Origin of the sequence: Anabaena sp. CCY 9402-a (assembly GCF_963920945.1) — a bacterium.
In the GTDB taxonomy this organism is placed as follows: Bacteria; Cyanobacteriota; Cyanobacteriia; order Cyanobacteriales; family Nostocaceae; genus Trichormus; species Trichormus minutissimus.
On the sequence record NZ_CAWUDL010000040.1, the window covers coordinates 38,802 to 60,203 of the forward strand.

The 21,402-nt window shown below is 40.6% G+C and carries 18 protein-coding genes; 11 read left to right on the top strand and 7 right to left on the bottom strand.

Translation table 11 applies throughout. The features are described 5' to 3' along the window. Window positions 1-197: 197 nt before the first annotated feature. Window positions 198-1,580, bottom strand: a complete 1,383-nt coding sequence (locus ACM0OR_RS16010) for a cytochrome P450 (protein ID WP_414577335.1) — start codon at window positions 1,578-1,580, stop codon at window positions 198-200. Window positions 1,581-1,836: 256 nt separating this feature from the next. On the opposite strand from ACM0OR_RS16010, the gene ACM0OR_RS16015 reads away from it, so the two are divergent. The 3 genes from ACM0OR_RS16015 (at window position 1,837) to ACM0OR_RS16025 (ending at window position 5,218) form a co-directional block, all read left to right on the top strand. After that, window positions 1,837-2,469, top strand: coding sequence for an AAA family ATPase (locus tag ACM0OR_RS16015; protein ID WP_190708247.1), 633 nt, complete (start codon window positions 1,837-1,839; stop codon window positions 2,467-2,469). Then, window positions 2,469-3,092, top strand: coding sequence for a hypothetical protein (locus ACM0OR_RS16020; RefSeq protein WP_190708246.1), 624 nt, complete (start codon window positions 2,469-2,471; stop codon window positions 3,090-3,092). Before ACM0OR_RS16015 ends, ACM0OR_RS16020 begins: the two co-directional genes overlap by 1 nt. A 425-nt stretch (window positions 3,093-3,517) precedes the next feature. Beyond that, window positions 3,518-5,218, top strand: a complete 1,701-nt coding sequence (locus ACM0OR_RS16025; protein ID WP_414577337.1) for a hypothetical protein — start codon at window positions 3,518-3,520, stop codon at window positions 5,216-5,218. Between the two features lie 31 nt (window positions 5,219-5,249). Here ACM0OR_RS16025 and ACM0OR_RS16030 read toward each other — a convergent pair whose 3' ends face one another. Further along, entirely contained in the window at window positions 5,250-7,589 is a 2,340-nt protein-coding gene (locus tag ACM0OR_RS16030) for a tetratricopeptide repeat protein (RefSeq protein ID WP_414577339.1), read from the bottom strand. 386 nt (window positions 7,590-7,975) lie between these two features. On the opposite strand from ACM0OR_RS16030, the gene ACM0OR_RS16035 reads away from it, so the two are divergent. Together ACM0OR_RS16035 and ACM0OR_RS16040 are read left to right on the top strand one after the other, a co-directional pair. Beyond that, window positions 7,976-8,242 (top strand): hypothetical protein, encoded by a 267-nt coding sequence (locus tag ACM0OR_RS16035; protein ID WP_414577341.1) that lies wholly within the window; start codon window positions 7,976-7,978, stop codon window positions 8,240-8,242. A 60-nt stretch (window positions 8,243-8,302) separates the two neighbouring features. Beyond that, entirely contained in the window at window positions 8,303-8,530 is a 228-nt protein-coding gene (locus ACM0OR_RS16040) for a hypothetical protein (RefSeq protein ID WP_414577342.1), read from the top strand. 391 nt (window positions 8,531-8,921) lie between these two features. Here the strand turns inward: ACM0OR_RS16040 and ACM0OR_RS16045 are convergent, their stop codons facing one another. The 3 genes from ACM0OR_RS16045 to ACM0OR_RS16055 all read right to left on the bottom strand — a co-directional run bounded on the left by ACM0OR_RS16045 (window position 8,922) and on the right by ACM0OR_RS16055 (window position 12,937). Then, on the bottom strand, window positions 8,922-10,226 hold the full coding sequence (locus ACM0OR_RS16045; RefSeq protein ID WP_414577344.1) for a M20 family metallopeptidase: 1,305 nt from the start codon (window positions 10,224-10,226) through the stop codon (window positions 8,922-8,924). Between the two features lie 69 nt (window positions 10,227-10,295). Beyond that, window positions 10,296-10,973: a dethiobiotin synthase gene (gene bioD / locus ACM0OR_RS16050; RefSeq protein ID WP_414577346.1), complete on the bottom strand. Its 678-nt coding sequence runs from the start codon at window positions 10,971-10,973 to the stop codon at window positions 10,296-10,298. A gap of 281 nt (window positions 10,974-11,254) precedes the next feature. Next, a complete protein-coding gene (locus tag ACM0OR_RS16055) occupies window positions 11,255-12,937 on the bottom strand; it encodes a protein kinase domain-containing protein (RefSeq protein WP_414577347.1) in 1,683 nt (560 codons plus the stop codon). Window positions 12,938-14,268: 1,331 nt separating this feature from the next. Here ACM0OR_RS16055 and ACM0OR_RS16060 point away from each other — a divergent pair. Then, complete coding sequence (locus ACM0OR_RS16060) at window positions 14,269-15,285, top strand: ribose-phosphate pyrophosphokinase (RefSeq protein ID WP_414577348.1); 1,017 nt, start codon at window positions 14,269-14,271, stop codon at window positions 15,283-15,285. Here the strand turns inward: ACM0OR_RS16060 and ACM0OR_RS16065 are convergent. After that, a complete protein-coding gene (locus tag ACM0OR_RS16065; RefSeq protein ID WP_414577349.1) occupies window positions 15,282-15,419 on the bottom strand; it encodes a hypothetical protein in 138 nt (45 codons plus the stop codon). The two genes, ACM0OR_RS16060 and ACM0OR_RS16065, sit on opposite strands and share 4 nt — an antisense overlap. 71 nt (window positions 15,420-15,490) lie before the next feature. Further along, the gene (locus tag ACM0OR_RS16070; protein ID WP_414577359.1) at window positions 15,491-16,060 is read right to left on the bottom strand and encodes an HD domain-containing protein; all 570 of its coding nucleotides are present in this window, start codon (window positions 16,058-16,060) and stop codon (window positions 15,491-15,493) included. Between the two features lie 157 nt (window positions 16,061-16,217). Here ACM0OR_RS16070 and ACM0OR_RS16075 point away from each other — a divergent pair, with 157 nt between their 5' ends. The 5 genes from ACM0OR_RS16075 to ACM0OR_RS16095 form a co-directional block, all read left to right on the top strand. Continuing rightward, a complete protein-coding gene (locus ACM0OR_RS16075; RefSeq protein WP_414577350.1) occupies window positions 16,218-17,819 on the top strand; it encodes a DUF4157 domain-containing protein in 1,602 nt (533 codons plus the stop codon). 194 nt (window positions 17,820-18,013) lie between these two features. Then, complete coding sequence (locus ACM0OR_RS16080) at window positions 18,014-20,260, top strand: substrate-binding domain-containing protein (RefSeq protein WP_414577352.1); 2,247 nt, start codon at window positions 18,014-18,016, stop codon at window positions 20,258-20,260. Window positions 20,261-20,288: 28 nt separating this feature from the next. Further along, entirely contained in the window at window positions 20,289-20,447 is a 159-nt protein-coding gene (locus tag ACM0OR_RS16085) for a hypothetical protein (protein ID WP_414577353.1), read from the top strand. 14 nt (window positions 20,448-20,461) lie between these two features. Beyond that, the gene (locus tag ACM0OR_RS16090) at window positions 20,462-20,977 is read left to right on the top strand and encodes a phage tail protein (RefSeq protein WP_414577355.1); all 516 of its coding nucleotides are present in this window, start codon (window positions 20,462-20,464) and stop codon (window positions 20,975-20,977) included. An 11-nt stretch (window positions 20,978-20,988) separates the two neighbouring features. After that, the coding region (locus tag ACM0OR_RS16095) for a hypothetical protein (protein WP_414577357.1) at window positions 20,989-21,402 on the top strand (414 nt) is incomplete at its 3' end.

Consider the following 21,402-nt stretch of genomic DNA (forward strand, 5'->3'; position numbering starts at 1 on the left):
AAGGTTGAAGACATTGATTGTTTTGGGTTACTTTACAAATCTTAATTAAGTAATTTTACAATAAAACCAGAACAGGTTAACAAATAAAACGATTTTGCAGATGCAAGTTGGGTTAAGCGCAGTGAAACCCAACATAGATATCGGTGTTGATGGTGGGGATTTAAACCCACCATATGCCTTGATAAGTGATAACTGATTTAAACTCCTACAGGTGTATTTGCCTGCCTAACCTGTGGTGTTGCTATCATTCGCATTCCGGCTGGTGCTGCTAAAGTTAAACCACGACGTATAGGACGCACGGGACGTTTATTCACTAGAGAAACTTGATACTGCGATAAAATCGTCGCTAAAGCAATTTTCATTTCATACTGGGCAAATGCTAAACCTATACAGCGACGATTCCCACCACCAAAGGGCAAATATTCATAAGGGGAAAATTGCTTTTCTAAAAAGCGTTCCGGTTGAAATTGTTTAGGCTGTGGGTAAACTGTTTCGCGGTGGTGTGCTAAATAAATACTGGGAACGACTAATGTCCCTTTGGGTAGTTGATAACCCATAACTTCAATTGGTGATTTGACAATCCGCAAAAATCCAGCCAGGACAATGGGATATATCCGCAGGGTTTCTTGACAAACGGCTGTCAAATACGGCAATCTAGCAATATTACTCGGTTCTGGGTTAAAACCGAGGGTATTTATTTCCTCTAATAACTTCTCCCGGACTTCTGGCAATTGGTCAAGCCAGTAAAAAGCCCAAGTCAATGCCGAAGCAGTAGTTTCATGTCCTGCAACCAACATTGTCATTAATTCATCACGTAATTCCACATCTGACATCCGCTGTCCGTCGTCATAACGAGCCGAGATTAATAAACTGAGAATATCTTGGCGATTTGCCCCAGACTCAGCCCGACGTTCCGCAATCAAAGCATAAATTAATTGGTCGATTTTTTGAATCAGGCGCACCACTCGCCCCCAAGGACTCCATGCACCTAAATCTTTTTGCATGAAATCAAAAAAGAACAGGGTAGACATTAAAGGAGAACCAATCAAGTCTAATACGGTAGTCAGGGATTCCCGCAATTGTTGAAACATTGACCCTTCATCTACGCCAAACACCACCCGCAAGATGACGCGCATAGTGATTTCTTGCATGGAGGCGCGGATATTAAAGGGTTTGCCAATCTCCCAATCGTTGGTTACTTGTTGAGTTATCTCCTGAATCGCTTGTCCGTAAGCCCGCATCCTCTCACCATGAAAAGGCGGTGTTAATAATTGCCGTTGACGCTGGTGGCGATCGCCTTCCAGTAAAATGACAGAATTATCCCCCAATAAAAACCTTAAAATGCCGTTCCCCCCTCCAGTCTCGAAACATTTAGCATCAGCCGTAAAAATCTGCTCTAATGCTTGGGGATGGCTGAAATAGACAATTTGGTTATCCTTATTGCGTCTCCAGACTGTGAAGTTATCACCATAAACCTTGGCAAAATCTTCCACATACTCCACTGGCTGAGTAATGAACTTGAACAGCCGGCGTAAATAATGGACTCTTGGCCCGTCGGGTAAGTTTTGAGTTGCTGTCATCTGAGTAGAAGTTCATATCTATTGCATTCTATTGTTACGAGTTTTTTTTATAGTGGGGATTTTTCTGGCTCTTCTAGCCACGACTCAAAATCAAATTAGAGAAATCAAGCCGTGTGCAACTTTCTCAGCCGCCTAACCTCCAACTCCTTCTCTCTTAAAGCAGAAGCAAAAAAAATAATTTTTTTTGATTTTTGAATTTTGATTTTTGAATTGAAGAAAGCGGTATATTCATGTAAGGCAGGGTCGGGAGTCAGAAGTGCCAAAAATCATCGCTATTCTTAACGGTAAGGGAGGAGTCGGTAAAACGACTACCGCAGTTAATTTGGCTGCCCAGTTTGGAAAAAAGAAAAAAGTTATTCTTGTAGACACAGATATTCAAGGTTCTGCTAGCTGGTGGTTTGGGCGGAATGAGAATGGTATGGGATTTGACCTATCCCAAGAAACAAATCCCCAACTGTTAAGTCAGTTGCAAGCAATCAAAGGTTACGATTTAGTAGTAGTGGATACGCCGCCCGCGCTGCACTCGGAAGCCTTGGCGGCCGTAGTAGCGATCGCAGATTATCTAGTGTTACCTACACCTCCAGCCGCAATGGATTTAGCCGCCCTGATTGAAACAGTCAAGGCTGCTGTAATTCCTGCTGGCGTTCCCCATCGAGTGTTACTCACAAAGGTTGATACACGGAGTATAAATGAAGCAATAGAAGCCCAACACACTCTCCAGAGGCTAGGGATTCCGGCTTGTAAGTCTTTTATTCGGATCTATAAAGCCCACGAACGGGCAGCATTGGAAGGTGTGGCAATTAATCAATGGCGAGGAAATAATGCTAGAGAGGCGGAGTCAGACTACCGCCGCGTAGCTGAAGAATTACAGCGTGATTGGAGAAAATAATGGCTAGAAAACAAAGTCTTTCGGACTTAATCCAAGAAGAAGCACAAAAATTTACACCCTCAGCAGGTGAATCTGCGATCGAAGTGGCTGCGGAAGCAGTTGTAGAAGATGCCGCAACCCCAGAAGAAATCACTGAACAAACACCGGAAGCATCGGCTACTAAGCGTACTAATCCCACCAAAGCTGATTTAGAAGTAACCATTAAAGAATTACAAACCAGTTTAGCCGCGTCTCAAAAAAGTTTAGCTGCGTCTCAAAAAAACGAAAAGGCTCTCCAGGCGCAAATAGTTGACTTACAATCAGCTTTAGCTGAACAACAAGCTTCAGTAGAAAAGGTGACAAAAGAACTTTTTGAGACTAAAAAAACCGCGCTGCAACTAGCTGAAGCTAATTCCCAACTCATAGAAGAAAGTAAATCCTTACAAAAGGAACAGGACACACTCATCGAAGCTAGTAAATCTTTAAAACAGGAACACGCAATACAAATTCAAAAACAACAAGAACAAAAAAGTTTTAAGCCTATTGTTAACTACAAAAAATCTCACCGCTCACCTGAACATATGCCAGTACAGCAAACAGATGCCCAGGAAGACTTTTCTGCTAATACTTGGTTGTATGACTAAGATAGGTGACAGGTGACAGGGGATTAAGAAAGCAGGGGAAGCAGGGGAAGCAGGGGAAGCAGGGGAAGCAGGGGAAGCAGGGGAAGCAGGGGGAGCAGGGGGAGAAAAATCCAATTCCCAATGCTCAATACCCAATTCCCAGTCCTCTGGACTAGAATTTAATCAGGCTGATCTAATTTGAGTGCTAGAAGATGTGAGTTTATTTGTATCTCGATACCAAGTCTGAAAACTGGAAGTTACGGCAATACAAACCAAGTCCGGATGGTGCGCGGACTAGTGAAAAATTAAAGTTTTACCCTACTTCCCTCTTTGCTGTCACCTGTCCCCTGTCCCCTATCACCTCTATTTCTGAAGAATTTGCGTGTCTTATACAATTTCGGGATGCCATTCAATACATATCCGCTTCTAAATCCTGAGAATTGTTGATGAAATATTGGATATTGTCCATATTGTTGCCTGTAATGGTGATTTCTCATCCTATTGCCGTACAGGCGGCTGCTAGTATAGTTGTTGATGCTGGTGATAAATCTCTCAATATCACTGGTTGGTTGGGTGAAGAAAGTGCTTTGGTTGGCAATTTGCGCTTGACTGCTCAAGGTGAAAATATTGAGAAAGTTGTATTCTTAGCTTCAGACTTACGGCGCAAAGAAGGCGGTGAAATGATCAACCGTCAGCAAATAGCGATCGCGGGTGAATCACAACTTTCCGTCGGGATTCCGCAAGATTTCCAATTGCGGGTAACTAATATTCGTCTCCCTGGAACTTATGAAGGGACAGTACAAGTATTTCTACCCAATCAATCCCAACAGCTAGTCCAAACTATTCCTCTCCAGGTAATTGCTAAAGTTAGACCAAATCTGATTCCTGTGGGGGGTACAGAACAAATTCAACTGCGTCTAGTTAACTGTGACGGGTTTCTGGGATTTTTCGATTGTCTCATTGCTAAAGGGTTACTCCCAGCCAGTGCATTTTTAAACGAATGGCAATTGCAATTTGATAACCCTACCCAAGCACCGGTCAGCATCATTGATACTAAAGTCATCCTCAAAGGTGAGCAAACTGGATATCAATTAACCGAACAGAGTTTGAGTTTACCGCAAGGGCAAATCATTTTAGCGAGCGATCGCATCATGAGTTTACCTTTAACTTTAAATCGCTCTGTTATCCCCCCAGACCGTTATACAGGTGCTATCTACCTGACTTTATCTGGACAAACTCAACGATTAGTCATCCCCATAGATTTAAAAATGCGGTCTGGGCCGATGTTACCTCTGATGGTGTTAATTTTTGGTGTTCTATTAGGACGATTATTTAAATATATGCAAGAGTCTGGCGGTCATCTCACCAGAGCGATTACAGCAGTTTATCGTCTCAAATCTCGCATTAGACAAGAGGTGGAACACGCTGAAGACCAGAAAATATTACAACGGATGGTAGATTGGGTAGAGCAATTAATTAAATGGGAAAAAATAGATCAGGCATTTGCAGAAATAGCCGCGATTGAAGCCAGACTTGAAGCATTAAATAAACTCCGCAAAATCGAGATGCAATTACTGGAGATTAATGGAGAAGTAAATTTATCTAAATTTGCTCAAGAATTGCAGAGAGATATTGCTAAAACTCGGATATTTCTGGCACAAAAAAATGATGCCGCCGCTAAAAAAGCGATGCAAGCAGTAATGAGAGGTATGGCCACCCTCAATCAAAAAATGGATGTTAACAATGGCATCAGGCAAAATCAGCCTTTTTTCTCTCTGGAATTAGCTAACGCTGTCAATGATTCATTAATTCGGGCTGATGAAGTTTCTCTTCACGATTTACCAGATCACTCTAATTGGGAAATCCGCTTGCAGGATTTTTTAGTATTACTCTCTGGTGTATCTGATGATGTTCGCATTGGTGCTACAGTTTGGCTTATCCGACCATTTTTATCGCTAACTTTACTAGTCGGCTTATCTTTGGTAGGTCTTGGTTCGCTTTATGTAGATAATGGTCTTACGTTTGGTTCTAAGCCTTTTTCTGATTATTTGGGATTAATTTTATGGGGCATTAGTGCTGATGTGGCTAGCCGTAATCTCAGCAGTTTACAAAGTCGTAATAGAGATGATGATTCTAATCTCATTTAATTTTTTTATCAGTTTTTGCAATTATTTTCTATCAATATGACATTGCTATTCTAACTTTCTCAACTTGTTTAGGTGCTGGCATATCATTAAAAAGTGCGATCGCTCGATTAAAATTATCCTGGCTCTCTTTCATTTCACCAATTCTTTGATAAGTTAAACCTAATTGATAGTGGGCTTTAGCTAAATTGCATTTATCAGAAACCTTGGTCATGCTGGTAATCGCTTCTTGATGCTTATTTATCGCTATTGTAAACTCTCCTTGCTCTCGATACAAAGATGCTAGACAAGATATAGCTCGCGCTTCTAAAAAGGAAAACTCATTATATCGACAATGGGTAATTGCTTCATTGCAGTTTTCTAAGGCAGTTTCTATCTGCCCTAAGTTTTTGTAAGTTAAGCTAATAAATAATAAGCTGACTCCTCGACCCCAAGAGGTTAATCGGTCATTGCGTAATCCCCTATTTATCTCTTCTAGCATAGAATTTACATGGTTATTTTGACTCACTGAAGATTCTAAATAAGCTAAACAACATAGAGAATACACAACATATTGGTAATAAGTTTTGTTATTGGCTACGAGTTTTTTTACCGAGTGCAAAAGATAATTAGCTCGTTCTACTTCCCATAAATCTATATAACAAAGGCCTAAATTAAAAATACTCGATACTTTCTCTTGAAAAAAATCACATTTTGTAGCTATTTCACTGGCTTTATGGTGACAATCCATTGCCCCGGAAATGTTACCAATTTGGTGATAGGCTCGTCCTAAGATATTATGTAATATACTCAAATGACACTCAGAATTTAAGTTCTGAATTAGAGGATTGATCACAGCAATCAATGTTTCTAACAAACCGACTCTAGTAAACAATACACCCAAAGATAGAACACTATCCCATCTATTTTGCCTACCTTGGATAATCACATTGGCGGCTTGCTCAAAATCACCAATTTCCATATAGTGATGATAAGCTTCTAGTGCCATCAGTGCATTTTGATGGTCTGCAACTTTAGTCACACTATTATTCCAAAACTCTGCTGCTTTGCGGTTAGTAATTTCCCATTCTCCGCTTTGCCTTAATCTGGCGATCGCTTCCGTACAAATCACTGGATGTAGCCAGTATTTCCCTTTACGAGATTCTATCAATAAACGGTCAAATAAAGATTTAATGACTCTTTTTGATTGTTGTTCTGGCACATCCCAGAGCAAACACTGGAGTCCTTGGATACCAACATGATTCACATCTTGATAACGATAGCATCCCAATCGACAAAGAAGTTTATAAGCCTCCCTATCCATTTGTTTTAAACGGTCAAATTGACTGGAAACTAAATGTTCTAGCTCCCTTTCAATTAATAAATCATCCCGATTTTCTCGCCAATAAACATCTGCATCTCCTTCAAAATCCGTCATAATTACGCCACTGATAATTTGCATCGCCTTCGCATTACCACCGAAGGCTTGCCACATTTGACTGCGTGCTGTTAAACTCCCTTTCATCTGACGAATTGCAAAAAATTCTTGCCAAGCAGACTCATCCAACCCTTTGAGAGCATAGAAATTGACATCAACTCCAGACTCATAGAGGCGTTCCCGACTAGTAATAAGTGTGACTGATTGGAGTGTGGGATCTGCTAAGACTCTTAATAGTTCTATGTAAAGACGACGATCAGGTATAATACAGCCATTTTTATCTAAGGCTGATTCCAGATTGTCAATTAATACGCCTGTTTTTCTGGTTTCATCCCGGAGTTTGCGCCGCAGTCGGTCGAGATTAATCCCAAATTCCTTACCGGGTTCTTCGTTAAAGTGTCCTCTTAACCATTCCTCAACTACACTTTCCACAGAACCAATGTTTTGGCTTTCCTTCGCCATCCACAGTTCTAGGAGATAAAAACCTTGAGCTTTGAGATACTTACGCGCTAAGGTAGTTTTACCGACACCACCTTTACCTTGAATCAGAATAATTTTCGCACCAGAATTAACTAGGGAATTAAGTTCAGCGATTTCGCGATCGCGTCCTACAAAGTTATAGTCTGGTTCTTGTGGCTTGCCATTATTGACGGCTGAGTTTAAAATAGGTGTCGTTCTTGAGGATTGTTGCGATTTCCCGAATCTCTCCACAGCTGCGCGAAAAGTGGATTTCGAGACTTTTTCCCCCAGTACATCTGAAAGTGTATGCCACAGTTCAGCACCAACTGCTTTCAAATGTGCTTCTGTGTATCGACAAAGGTCAGCCATATCTTGATACGTCTGTTTTTTATCCTCCCACGCAGAACGCAAGATGACCCTTTGAACTATATCTAGATGTTTCCCTGTGTGATCAAATACCAACCTGTCCAAAAGCTCTAAGGCTTCTTCTGCACCCATCGATCATCGTCTGTATCATTGTTGGTTCATTATACTCATATTTTCACTGTTTCTTGCCTCATCTACATACCACAAACTACTTTTTCCTACCAAGTGAAAAATACTTAACTTACTTAATCCGACTGCAAACTAAATCAAACTGTATTACTCTTGTAATTAATACAGGCAAGTTAGGTTAATTGCCAAGTGAATGTGGTTGAGGAAAGATGTAAATCGCTACTACTTTTAATTGAATCCTGAGCAATCATAACTGAATAACTAATATTATCTAGCAAAACTGAATAAAAGTAGCGGTTACTAAATAGGCAGTAAAGATTAACTAACTAGATTCTGTAGAGAGTGTTTACAAATAGTGTGTAAGTCTTCACCCTACAGGAGGTTCAATAATGTTGAATAAAGAATGTCATCACGATTGCAATCATAGTTATTGCCCATTTGCTCAAGATACCAAGAACCCCAATAGATACGTTTGTCTTAAATGTGGTGTGGAGAGAGAAATAAATAGATACTCTGGATTTGGTTCATTGTTGATGTTGTTATTAATGTTATTTGCCGCATTTCAACTGATAGTTGTTTTAGAAAGACGTAACTATCAAAATCAGCAGCGACCAGAGTCAGCAGTCACAATTCAAGAGAAAGTCAGAATCCAGTAATTAGATTAATACTAAATTCAGGCTTCTGTATTTTTCTCCAACTATTTCCAGGAGTGCATTATGAACACAAATGAAGATACCATCCTATTTCGTGTTACGTCTAGGTCATTGAAATACTTCTTGTTAATGTTTCTTGGCTTTTCTATTGTCTATGCTATTTCTCATGCTTTAGGAGGTTTAAACATCATTCCCATACTAGTTTATGTTTTACAACATTTATTTGTACCATTGGGAATCATGCTTTTTTGCTTAATTACAATCACCGTAATTTTTGAATCTTTGCGTTAGTAAGATATAAAAGTTGAAAAATGGTTTGTAGTCAGCACTTTAGTGCGTAGAAAATCAGGACTAAAGTCCTTACTACGAACCTTCTTTGCATTTATTATTTCTTCCAAGGAAATTTTGTCCCCATTTCAGTTAATGCAGAAAAGATGAGATACGCAATTAGTAAACCAACACCTGCGAAAAAAGCCAGTAATTCATTATCCATAAAAAAAGTCCGCTTGAGCGGACTAGGGTAGAAGGGTCAAATGATCGAAATTGACTATGAGATTCTTAAATCCCTCTTGTATTGTTAGCAATTAAGTATTCAAAATCAAGCATTAAGCAACAAGTTTGAGACATAATTACTAGAATTATGTCTTTGGTTGTAGATATTGGTAATCTAAAAAACATTAAATCAACTAAAAAACTTCTCCACGCATCGTATAAATATTTCTACACCCATTCCCAAGGCTGTTTCATCAAAATCAAACCGGGGATGATGATGGGGATAGGCTAAATCTTTTTCTGGATTAGCAGAACCGAGAAAGAAATAACAACCAGGAACTTCTTGTAAGAAAAATGACATATCCTCTCCGCCCATAGTTTGGCATTCTGGGACTATCCCCATAGGCGTTTCTACAATTTCCTCTGCAACCGATCGCACTAATTCCGTAATATTTGTATCATTAATCACGGGGGGATAAAGTGAACAATATTCTAAATCATACTTTGCCCCATGACTTTGACAAATGCCAGCAATAATTTGCTCAATGCGTTGATGAAAGAAGCCTTGGAAAGCAGGATTAAAATACCTTACAGTTCCTTTCATGGTGGCTGTGTCAGCAATCACATTGTGAGTTGTCCCTGCGTGGAGTGCGCCAACAGTCACTACGGCAGAATCAATGGGGTTGACATTCCGCGCGACAATGGTTTGTAAAGCGTTGACGATTTGGGCAGCCACTACCACAGAATCAACTGTTTGATGGGGTATTGCGCCATGTCCACCTTTACCCAAAATCTTACAGTCAAATAACTCTACAGCCGCCATCAACGCCCCACTGCGAACTCCCACAGTTCCCAAGGGCAAATTATTCCAGAGGTGCAACCCAATAATCGCATCAACATCAGGGTTTTTCAGGACTCCAGCCTCAATCATTGGCTTTGCACCCCCTGGACTTTCTTCCGCAGGTTGGAAGATAATTTTTACCGTACCCGCAAAATCTTGACGGTGCTGTTGTAAATAATAAGCTGTTCCGAGCGCGATCGCAGTATGTCCGTCATGTCCGCAGGCGTGCATCACCCCATCATGCTGTGAACAATAGGGTACTTCGTTGAGTTCTTGAATTGGCAAAGCATCCATATCTGCACGAATTGCCAAAACTTTATGAGTGCTGAGTGAGGAGTGCTGAGTGCTGAGTGCTGAGTGCTGAGTGCTGTTAGCGGTAGCGCGGCGGTTAGCCGATGGGAAGTTATGAGTTGGGGGTTTTGTTCCTTTGATGGTGGCTACTATACCAGTTTTAGCAATCCCAGTTTGATGGTCAATTTCCCAGGCTTGCAATTTGCTGGAAATAAATTCAGCTGTTAGCTTTTCTTGAAAACCTAATTCTGGTTTTTGATGTAGTCGCCGTCGCCATTCTACTAACTGTGGTTGCAATGAACGAATTGCTAAACGCACACGCGATAGGTTAATGGAAGCGGGAGTGGGAAAGCTAGAAACCATCACAATTATTTTTGGCAGAGAATAGATTTTTTAACCACAGAGACACGGAGACACGGAGAAAGAAAAAAGTTAAGATAGTTTTTCTAAGTCTAGATTTGAGGCGATTTGAGCGAGTTTATCGAGGTCAGTCAGGTTATCTATATATGGTAGACAGCCCAATACGGGAATGTTGCTGAGGGATTGAATTAGGTCTTTTGGTGTTAAATCGGCAATTTCTGCGTCGGAATGGGGTTGTGTGCAGTTCAAGACAATTCCTTTGAGGTTAATCCGTGTTTGTCTGGCTAAGGCTACATTAGCTACTGTGTGGCTGATTGCGCCTAATTTGACTGGGACGACTAAGACTGTTGGTAAACGCCATTCTCCAGCTAAGTCAGCTACTGTTAACTCATCGGTAACTGGTGAACCTAAACCACCTAATGATTCTATTAACAGGAAATCACACTGCGATCGCAATTTAGTTAAAGTTTGCCAGACTATCGCTAAATCTACTGGGCGATTTTCTTTAGCGGCGGCGATGGGAGGTGCTAAAGGTGCTTGAAAGTATAGGGGCGTAATTTCTTCAGGTGATTGTTCTAATTTAAATGTATTTTGATACCATTCGCGATCGCCTACTCCTGATTGAATTGGTTTCATAATCCCCAAGCGACTTTGAGGATAATATTTTTGCCAGTAGGCTGCCAAAACGGTAGTCAAAACAGTTTTACCTGCTTCGGTATCAGTGCCAGTAATTAGTAGTTCTTTTAACAAGCGGGTTTAAATCTGGATAACCGGAATTACTTTTGAAGATGAATTTGCAATTGTTCACAAATCATCAACATTCTAATACATTGCTGTTGAAATTTCCTCAACAGCTAATCATCCCACTCTCCACGCTGCTCAACGCCCCGCTACCGCTAACAGCACTCCTCACCGGCTAAACGCCGCGCTACCGCTAACAGCACTCAGCACTCCTCACTCCTCACTCCTCACTCCTCACTCCTCACTCCTCACTCCTCACTCAGCACTCAGCACTCAGCACTCAGCACTCCTCACGGTAAAGTTGTCGCTTCAGGAATTGGCGTAAAGGTGCTATCTGCAGGTGGGTTGATCATCTCCATGTCATCAGTTGGGGTGGGTGTCGGTGTAGGGGTAAGGGTTGGGGTAGGTGTGAGAAAAGTAGGTGCAGGTGTAGGTGGAGGTGTAAATGTAGGCGTGGGTGTAAATATGGGTGTCGGTTGGATGGGTTTTTCGATCGCCACATTCAAGTTATAGTCACTAGCCGCTACTCCAGGGGCTAAAGTTAACTGAATAGTATATCTACCAGTGTTGGGCAATATATCTACATAGCTAGTTACTTGCTGTGCGCCACTGTCAATTGGTTGTTGATTGGGGGCTAATACTGTCACCAAAACGCCGTCACCTTGGATAACAGAAATAGTTAACTTGTCTCCTGCTTCTCCAAACAAACTATATTGAATGATTTGATTGGCTTGGAGAGTATCTTCAACTATGGCGGTGTTGATATCTCCCAAATTAAGACGTTTGTTAATAATTACAGGTTCTGGCGTAGGTGTAGGCGTGGGAGTAGGGGTTGATGTACCCTCAACCACCGGGGAAGGAAAATTTTGTGGTGGTAATGTTTCTTGTGGTTGAGATGATGAGTGACTGCGGATAGAACTGACTAATGCCCAAGAACCGAAACCTGCCAAAATGACGACAGCACTCCCAATAGCCCCCAATGCCAAGGGATTATCTAAAACTGAACTACTGCGACTGGGTGGAATTACCGGATCAAGTTTGTTGGGTGGTGGTGGTGGTACAAAGTCAGGACGGCGACCAACAGCGACTGTTTGCACACGGGAAATTTCAGGGAGAGAGACACTCATCCTAGATTGATCTAGTATTTCTAACGCTTGTGCTACTTCAGCTGTATTTTGATAGCGATCGCTAGGAGTATAATTCAACATCCGATTCACAATCTGGGCAAATATTGGATTTACACTCACCCACTTTTGCCAATTCCAAGTCAGTTGATTTTCGTCAAATAATTCTGATGGTTCTTTCCCAGTCAACAAAACTATTGCTGTCACCGCTAAAGCATACAAATCACTACTAGGATAAGCACGCCCTGTTTGCATCTGTTCACTAGGCGCATAACCCAATTTGCCGACAGTGGTGACAGGTGTTGTACTATCTGGAAATTGCAGACGCGTTGCCAGTTCTTTAACTACACCAAAGTCAATCAACACTGGTTGAGTATCGCCATCGCGCAAAATGATATTGTCTGGGGAAATATCACGATGAATAATCCCCCGTCCATGAATATGCTCTAATACAGGTAATAAGGAGCGTATCAAATATAATACTTCGGCTTCAGTAAAACTCTGGCTATTCTTTTGGCGGTCAGTCAATATTTGCCGATAGGTTTTACCTGCAACATAGTCTTCGACTAAAAACAAGCGTTGGTCTTGCTCAAACCTTTCGCGAAACCTTGGTATTTGGGGATGTACTATCTGATACAAAACAGTCGCTTCCCGGTGAAACAGTTCTTGAGCCTTTTCCCAAGCTAACGTTCCCGTTCTAGAGGGAATCAATTCTTTAATCGCGCACAGTTCATTAAAGCGTCTTTGATCTTCCGCCAAATAGGTTCTACCAAATCCCCCTTGTCCAAGAATTTGAATAATGCGGTAACGGTTTTGCAGAACAGTGCCAATGGAAATTGGTGGTTGCATGATTCATTAATAGAGATGTAGTCGCAACTGAGAAGGAAGTCATCCACCAAGATAATCTCAGCAGTGACCACTTTGGGGGTATGGGGCAATATTTAAGAGACAGCGATATTCTACCTTACACAACACTCAGCACCCAGCACCGGCTAAACGCCGCGCTACCGCTCTAAGCGCAGCTATGCCCGCAGGGCTTTACAAGCACTCTCCACTCCCCATAATTCCTAGGAATATAGTTTTGACATAGTTAATTACCGTGGTAGAATCTATTTGCTCAAAATATTCATCAATAATAAATTATAAATCTGCTGTCAGCGTAAACCCTTCCGTAAGGGAAATAAAATACCCCAAAAATACTAATAATTTTGTGCAGGTAGCATAATCTTCAAATATTCAGATCAGCAATTTCAACGGATTTTAAAAAATAAAAACAATTGTAGTTATTTACTTTAGCTACTTTGTTAAGAAAAGGCTATAAGCACTCTTACCATACATCTATGATTTGGCGAAATATTAGGATAGAAGTCTGATAGTAAAGGCGAATGTAACAATTTCAGCTACTTGTACCTATTTTGCAAAAGCTAGTTGTGATTATTAGCAGTTAACTCTTAATTATTGATTTTTTAAGAACAGTTATCAAAAACCCACATTCCATAACTAGTGGAGCATGGACAAAATAAAAATAGCAATATTAATTGTTCAAAGCCATAAGATATAAGAGTTTTGACTTCCACGTAGTGGTGCTAGCCAACTCATCATTTATGACCTCCACAGCTTAGAATTGGGCTATACTCTTAAATTAAAAATTTTTTTGTGATTTATAACCAAAAATATAGTCAGTCAGTTTATATTATAATTTTGCAACTACTATCATTTAGATATTCAGTAAACATTCAGATACCCCCAACATATTTGTTGGTAAATGTCTCTGGTTGCTGAGTCCTATAGCAATCCTCAATCCTTTGTAAGAGCCGAAAACCCGTTTTTTCAAGAAAATGAGGTTTTACAGTCTCGGAACTCTGATAATTCAAATAGGACGGTTATATCAATTTAAGAGCTATTCAGTCTTGAATTGAGACATACAATGGTATAGAGGCGGCAATCTCGAAAAGATTTGGTTTTTTGTTATTACCCTAGGTTCAACTAATGAGACTAGTTTACAGAGTTGGTGTCAGTTCATCTATGAAGAATTTTTTGTCACAAGGAAGGGAACATGAGCAGCTAATAATTATGTTGAGAAATATTTAAAGTAATTATCAAAGCTTCAAGAAAACTTACAGATGTTTTTTTTGGTCTATTTCAGTTAAACCTACTAAATATCTAGTGCTAATATTGCCATGAATGCACATCGAGGATCTGCTGTGCTCAGTTCTACCACTTTCAAAGTGCAGCCAGCTGCAACAGGACTGACTGAAAATCATCGCCTGCGGCTTTTTTCTGGTTCTGCCAATGTACCACTTTCGCAAGAAGTAGCTCGTTACCTGGGTATGGACTTAGGCCCTATGATTCGCAAAAGATTTGCGGACGGGGAACTATATGTCCAGATTCAGGAATCGATTCGGGGTTGTGATGTCTACCTCATCCAACCAACCTGTCAGCCTGTGAATGATCACTTGATGGAATTGCTGATTATGATTGATGCCTGTCGGCGGGCTTCTGCACGGCAGGTAACAGCAGTAGTTCCTTACTATGGTTATGCTCGTGCTGATCGAAAAACAGCCGGGAGAGAATCCATCACAGCCAAGCTAGTTGCTAACCTGATTACTCAAGCAGGTGCTAACCGGGTTTTGGCAATGGATTTACACGCGGCTCAAATTCAGGGCTATTTCGATATTCCCTTTGATCATGTTTACGGTTCACCCGTCATCCTGGATTATTTAGCCAGCAAACAACTACATGATATTGTAGTTGTCTCCCCCGATGTTGGGGGTGTAGCGAGAGCTAGGGCTTTTGCAAAAAAACTAAATGATGCCCCCTTGGCCATTATTGATAAGCGTCGTCAGGCGCACAATGTGGCTGAGGTGTTGAATGTGATTGGTGATGTCAAGGGTAAAACCGCCGTTTTGGTTGATGACATGATCGACACTGGTGGGACAATTGCTGAAGGCGCTAGGTTACTACGTGAAGAAGGCGCACGTCAAGTATATGCCTGCGCTACTCATGCAGTGTTCTCTCCACCTGCGGTTGAGCGGTTGTCAAGTGGCTTATTTGAGGAAGTAATTGTCACCAATACAATTCCCATACCAGAAAGCGATCGATTCCCCCAACTAGTAACGCTGTCAGTAGCTAATTTGTTAGGGGAAACCATCTGGCGGATTCATGAAGATACTTCTATAAGTAGTATGTTCCGTTAATTAGTGCTGAGTGCTGAGTGCTGAGTTCTGAGTTCTGAGTTCTGAGTTCTGAGTGCTGAGTTTTGAGTTTTGAGTTCTGAGTTCTGAGAGAAAGAGATGTAGCGTTCCTGCGTCTCTTTCTCTGAATAACGCATATTTAATTTCTGGAGATGTCTATTGTCTCCCCAGTCCCTATGAGCCATCTTCCTGTTTCATTAAGACTGTCTTATTGAATCGCCACCAAATTCTCAATTTCTGTAACTACTCGTGTTAACTCTTCAACAATGGCAGTAGTTTGAGTTTGATTGAACGCATCTGTCATCGCTCGATAATACCAAAGAGTACCAACTTTTCCTCCTTGGAAGCGTTGCCAGAGTGATTCACCCATTAAGCGATAATCTTTGAGAATTGAGCGGGCATTGTAGAGTTTATCAGCTGCGGATACCAGTAATACTGAGGGAGAAGCTGTAGCTATATGAGCAATGTATGCTTCCTTGCGTTGTCGCCAAGGGGGTTTAGGTATGGTGTCCGCATCTGTACAACCATCGACAATTGCTGTGATATTTTTACCAAAACGGCGGCAAATTTCGGCTCGTGTCGTTGCACCGCCTTGGTCTTCTATGGCATCGTGTAATAAGGCTGCGATCGCTTCATCTTCATTCGCACCATATTCTAAAGCAATACTGGCAACACCCAATAAATGAGAAATATAAGGAACACCAGAACCTTTACGCACTTGTTGAGCGTGGAGTTCTGTAGCGTAGATTAAAGCTTGGGTAAAGCGTTCAGAAAGCACCATTGTTAATAGATTGTAAGTAAACAGGTTAACTTGCTTCTGTACCTATGACAAATAGTAGCGATCGCTAACTATCTCCTGGCATATCGTGCGAAAATTGTTACCAGCTATGCCGGAATAATCAAGCAAACCTGAAAATACTGGGAGGATGGGGCAAATGTATAGTAGACAATACAAAGCACGTAAAACTTCTGCTAAGTCCTCCGACACACCAGTATCAAATCAGTTTGCACCGCGTCCCTTTGTCGTCCAGCCTCAACCACAAACGCCAGATTTACAGACTCAACAGGAGAAAGCAGAGCAGTCTAGTAATAGCTTTGCCAATATATCAACTTTTCGTCCAGGCTATCAACCGCCATCACCACCACGCATTCAGATGAAGCTGACAATTGGTCAGCCAGGGGATAAGTATGAGCAAGAAGCAGATCGGGTAGCCGCAGGTGTAGTGCAACGGATTAATTCGCCTCAAATTAGTCAGATTCAGCGTTTAGATGCTCCAGAAGAAGAAGATAAACTGCAAATGAAACCCTTCGCTGGTACTATTCAGCGTCAGGAACAATCAGAAGAAGACAAACTGCAAATGAAGCCAATTGTGCAGCGTTTGTCTGTTGCGGGAGGGATGGCTGCAACACCTGATTTAGAGAAGTCAATCCAAGGAATGAAGGGTAACGGACAACCCCTAGCAGAGAATATCCGACAACCAATGGAGCAGGTATTTGGGACTGATTTCAGTCGGGTAAAAATTCATAGTGATTCCAAATCTGACCACTTAAATCAATCAATTCAGGCTAAAGCTTTTACAACAGGACAGGATATCTTCTTTCGCCAGGGGGAGTATGCGCCTGGAACTAGAGGAGGACAGGAGTTAATTGCTCATGAGTTAACTCATGTGGTACAGCAAAGAGGTGGTGTAGTACAGCGATCGCACCCTAGGATAGATAGGCAACTACCAAATACATACACAACGTCAGATAATCTGATTCAAAGACTGGATCAAGAAGACGTAACTAGCAAAACAGATAAAACCCTTCTTAAAAAGATCAGAGATAATTATAACAATAGTCTGGGGCTGGGAAAAGCTCTCTACAAATACAAAGGCATTTGTTTTGAAGACTTCGACTATTATTTTGAGCAAGCAACCAGTTTAGGTGGACTCGAAAAAACGATTGATAACGCCATCAAAAAAGCAGAAGCTAAAAAGCAAGCAGATGAAACAAAACCGACTGAAGTAACAACACCAGAACCAACGTCACCTGCAATTTCTCAACCACCTTCAACAACTCCTACAGGGAGTGGACAAGGGAACAAAACTAAGAAAAAGAAACCGCCAAAACAGGATATAACTGCTCAGGTTTTCACTGGTAGCCCAGCAACTAAGCAAGAACCCGTTTACGTAACAAAAGATGCGACAAATCCCCTAATTAAAGAGTGGATTAAACAGCAACCTGCGGGAGCAACAATTATTAAGGGCGAAATAATTGTGAAAGAAGATACTGTCTACATCCATGCAACAGTTAGAATCCGCGATACAACAGTCACAGATTACCCGGAGTATAATCAATATAATATTGAAACCCACTATCACCCAGTACCAATAAGCAAAAACTTTCTTCATGTCAAGAGGAGTGCAGGCTCAGATGCTGGTAATGTCGTGAAGTCAACTTCCTGGTTGATACCAGGCGGGGCAAAAACTTTGAACGAGGCTGTAGCAGCTTGGGACAGTGACCATCCAACTCAGAAATCCAAACATACCTGGTAGGATGATAACCCCCCAAATCGGGGAAGACAGGATGCGATGTAGCTGTGGTATTCGCTCAATAGTTTCTGATGTAGCTGTATTTCAGAGGTCGCGCATTCCAAGTTAATCTCATCTTCTAGCGGAAAGTCTAATGTCCACAGCTAAAAAATCAGTATAGTATGCGGACATGAGTGCGATCGCTAGGGGTTTTAGTCGTGGTTTATGCACAAATCAAAGCCAAGCTACCTGGTCTTTTCCCAAAAGAACAAAAGTTAGAAGTTGCAGAAACTGGGTCTATTCCTCCGGCGGTAACTGTTGAAACACCCATTTCTCCAGGCTTGGATACGGTTTACAGACGCTATCAATGCTTGAGTGAGAATCCTTTAACCTGTGTATGGACGCAAAAAACCCTAGAGACAGATCCCACCGCTAAAAAATGCGTCAAATGTAGTTTTCCGGCTATTTTGCCACCAAAAACTGAAATTCGTGGCTACCGGGGTCGATACCGCATAGATAGCTTTCTGGGACAGCGAGGAATGGGACGGTTGTATGAGGGTATTCAGGTTGCAGACCAACAGCCTGTGGTAATTAAAGAATACCTGTTACCCCAACGTGCTTTTAATCTTGAGGAAACCAGAGATAGAAAACAAGCCTTTGAGCGTTTGGCGGGGTTGAGTTTAGCCGATGGTCGAGTTCAGGATATCCGCTTAATTTTACCTTGGGATGCGATCGCTGATCCAGTAGAAGAACGCTGCTATCTGATCACTGGCGGTAATCAAGATACCTATCCCACCCTGCGGACATATCTTACTCATCATGGTGCAATGAGTGAAACGGAGGTGTACCATGTTCTCAACCAAGTCTTGCAAACATTGCAATTTCTCCACGGACAAAAATTTAGTCTGCCTTCGGGTCAAGTACAGCAGGGAATAGCACACGGTAATCTAAGTCTGGATAGTTTGTTATTAATTGCCAATCAACAAGAGTTTTTCACCCATGTCTGTGATTTAGCAGTCTGGGAAAGTTTATTTTTACTGCCAAATTCTCAACCAGTTACTCCTACCTTTGATGAAGATTTACAATATTTAGGATATGTTGCTTTTTATTTGTTATCTGGAGCTACAGTAGACTCTGTTAGTAATCAACCACTTGATCCCAAATTAGAACAGCATTGGCCATCAGTCAGAACAGAATTTAAAGCTTTTATTCTCAGGCTCTTAAAGCTAGATAAACCATTCGTTAACGCTGAAGAAGCACGACAAGCACTAATACAAATTACTCCAGTTTCGCTGAATCAAGTTTTAGTAATTACAACTAAGCCAGAAGAATCAAAAAAACAATTTAAACCTATCTATTGGCTGTTACTTAGTATATTAGGACTTATTTTTTTAGGCTCAATTATCTGGTTAATCATCAGGATATTTAACAAGCCAGAAGCTGCACCTCAAGACATTATGGTTTGTTGTTTGAAAGATGTTCCTGGTGTACCGCCGGGAACATATACATATACAGGCGAAAAATCTGGTACTTGGAGTTATATCTTACAACAAAGTAATTTAATTTTACAAGATAAAACTTTAGAAGATAAACTCAAAGAAAATCAGCCCAAACTAGAAATATATTATCAACCGGAAGAAGAATTAAAACAGGCGATCGCTAAAGTTCAGTCAGGGAAATCTGATTTTGCTGTGACTAATTTAGTCAATCAATTTCCAGATCAGATCAGATATAAAGAGTTTGCCTATGATGGATTGGTGGTTTTTGTGGCTTTTAGCTACTATAAAAGAGAGCAAAACTTACCTAAAGCTTTGAACGGTCAAATTAGTATTGAGCAATTGCGAGATTTATATACAGGTAAAATCAAAAACTGGAATCAAATAAATTCCAAATTACCTAATTTGCCAGTTAAGCTATATATGCCGATGGAAGAGGAAGCAGAAAACATATTTAAAGAAAGAGTTTTAAAAGACCATAATGCAATATCTACATTTACTAAACTACAGCAACAAAATCAACAGCAAGATACATTTACTGACAATTCATCTATAAAAATTACTCGCCTCCCTACCTTAGAAATGTTAAGGCGGGTTTTACAAGAATTTGAAAAAGAAGACATTGGTAGTATTGGTTTTGCTACACTCAGTCAAGTTTTTGGACAGTGTTCTGTTTATCCCTTGGCTGTAGTAGCTGGTAATAAACAAGCAGTACAATCTTTAGTGCAGAATGATACTAACAAAGCAATAGATCCGAATACAGATTTATGTAATGATAAAGGTAGCTATAGCCCTAATATCCAAGTATTTAAAACAGGAAGCTATCCCTTAAGTTATCCAATAGTCGTAATTTATCCCGGAGATAATAGCCGTCCTGCAATTGGGCAAAAATTTGCTGATATGCTCAAAACTGAAGAAGCGCAAAATCTTTTACAACAAGCTGGTTTAGTACCTTTACAAAAAAAATAAAAATTAAATATATATATTTAATTATATTATGAAACATAATCATGAAAACTCAGATAAAGATAAATTACTCTCAAAATTAGCATATAAAGTAATGCGCGATCGCCAACTATTACAAATACTAGGTGATAGAGTTTATGAATTAATGCTAGAAGAATTACGTCTGCAAAAAGAACGCAGTAAAAATTAATAGGGAGTGTAATAATGGCTAATTCCAGTCATGAATTGAACTACGTAACAGCTAATCGCTTTTATGTAGAAATCGAAAGTAGTATTAGTGCGTGTTTTTCTGAATGTCAAGGATTAGGTGTCACAGTCAAAATTGAAAAATTTTCTGAAGGTGGTGTAAATGATCAGCAGAGAGTCCTTTTAAGCCAAGCTGAATTTTCCGATGTGACACTCAAACGCGGTATTACCAATGATTTAACCTTTTGGAATTGGATTAGTCAAATTTTGAGTGATGTTGGTAAAAATGCCAAACAACGTCGTAACGTGAACATTTTACTATTTAATCAAGCTGGAGAAACAATGCAATGTTGGACTCTAATTGGTGCTGTTCCTATTTCATGGAAAGCACCAACCTTAAGTGCAGAATCCAACACAGTAGCTATTGAAGAATTGACTTTAACCTATGAAGGATTGAAAATTGATAAAACTAGGTCAGGTGGTGCATCAATTCTATCAGGTCGAGACAGCGCGGGATATTTTTCTAGTAATTAGAGTAGTAGTTTATGAGAGAAAATATAGAAACTGGCTCTGATGATAATTCAGAACTAGGGATTAAAAAACCATTACTCCCCCATAAACCCTTGGGACAAAAACTACTCAGTCCCAAATTTTTGTCACCCTTGGGTGCTAAATATTTGTCAAATTTCGAGCCTTCAGTTTTTTTTGCTCCTGAATTTACAAATACTGAAACCACAGTCATTCAACCGCAATTAGATAATAATCCATCAATTCCCAGTCCAGAAATATCGTCACAGCCAGCGACAGTATCAAAGACTGAAGCCACAGTCATTCAACCACAACGGGAAAATAATCAATCAGTTCCCGGTTCAGAAATATCTCCACAACCGGAGTTAGTAACAAATACTGAAACCACAGTCATTCAACCACAATTAGATAATAATCCATCAATTCCCAGT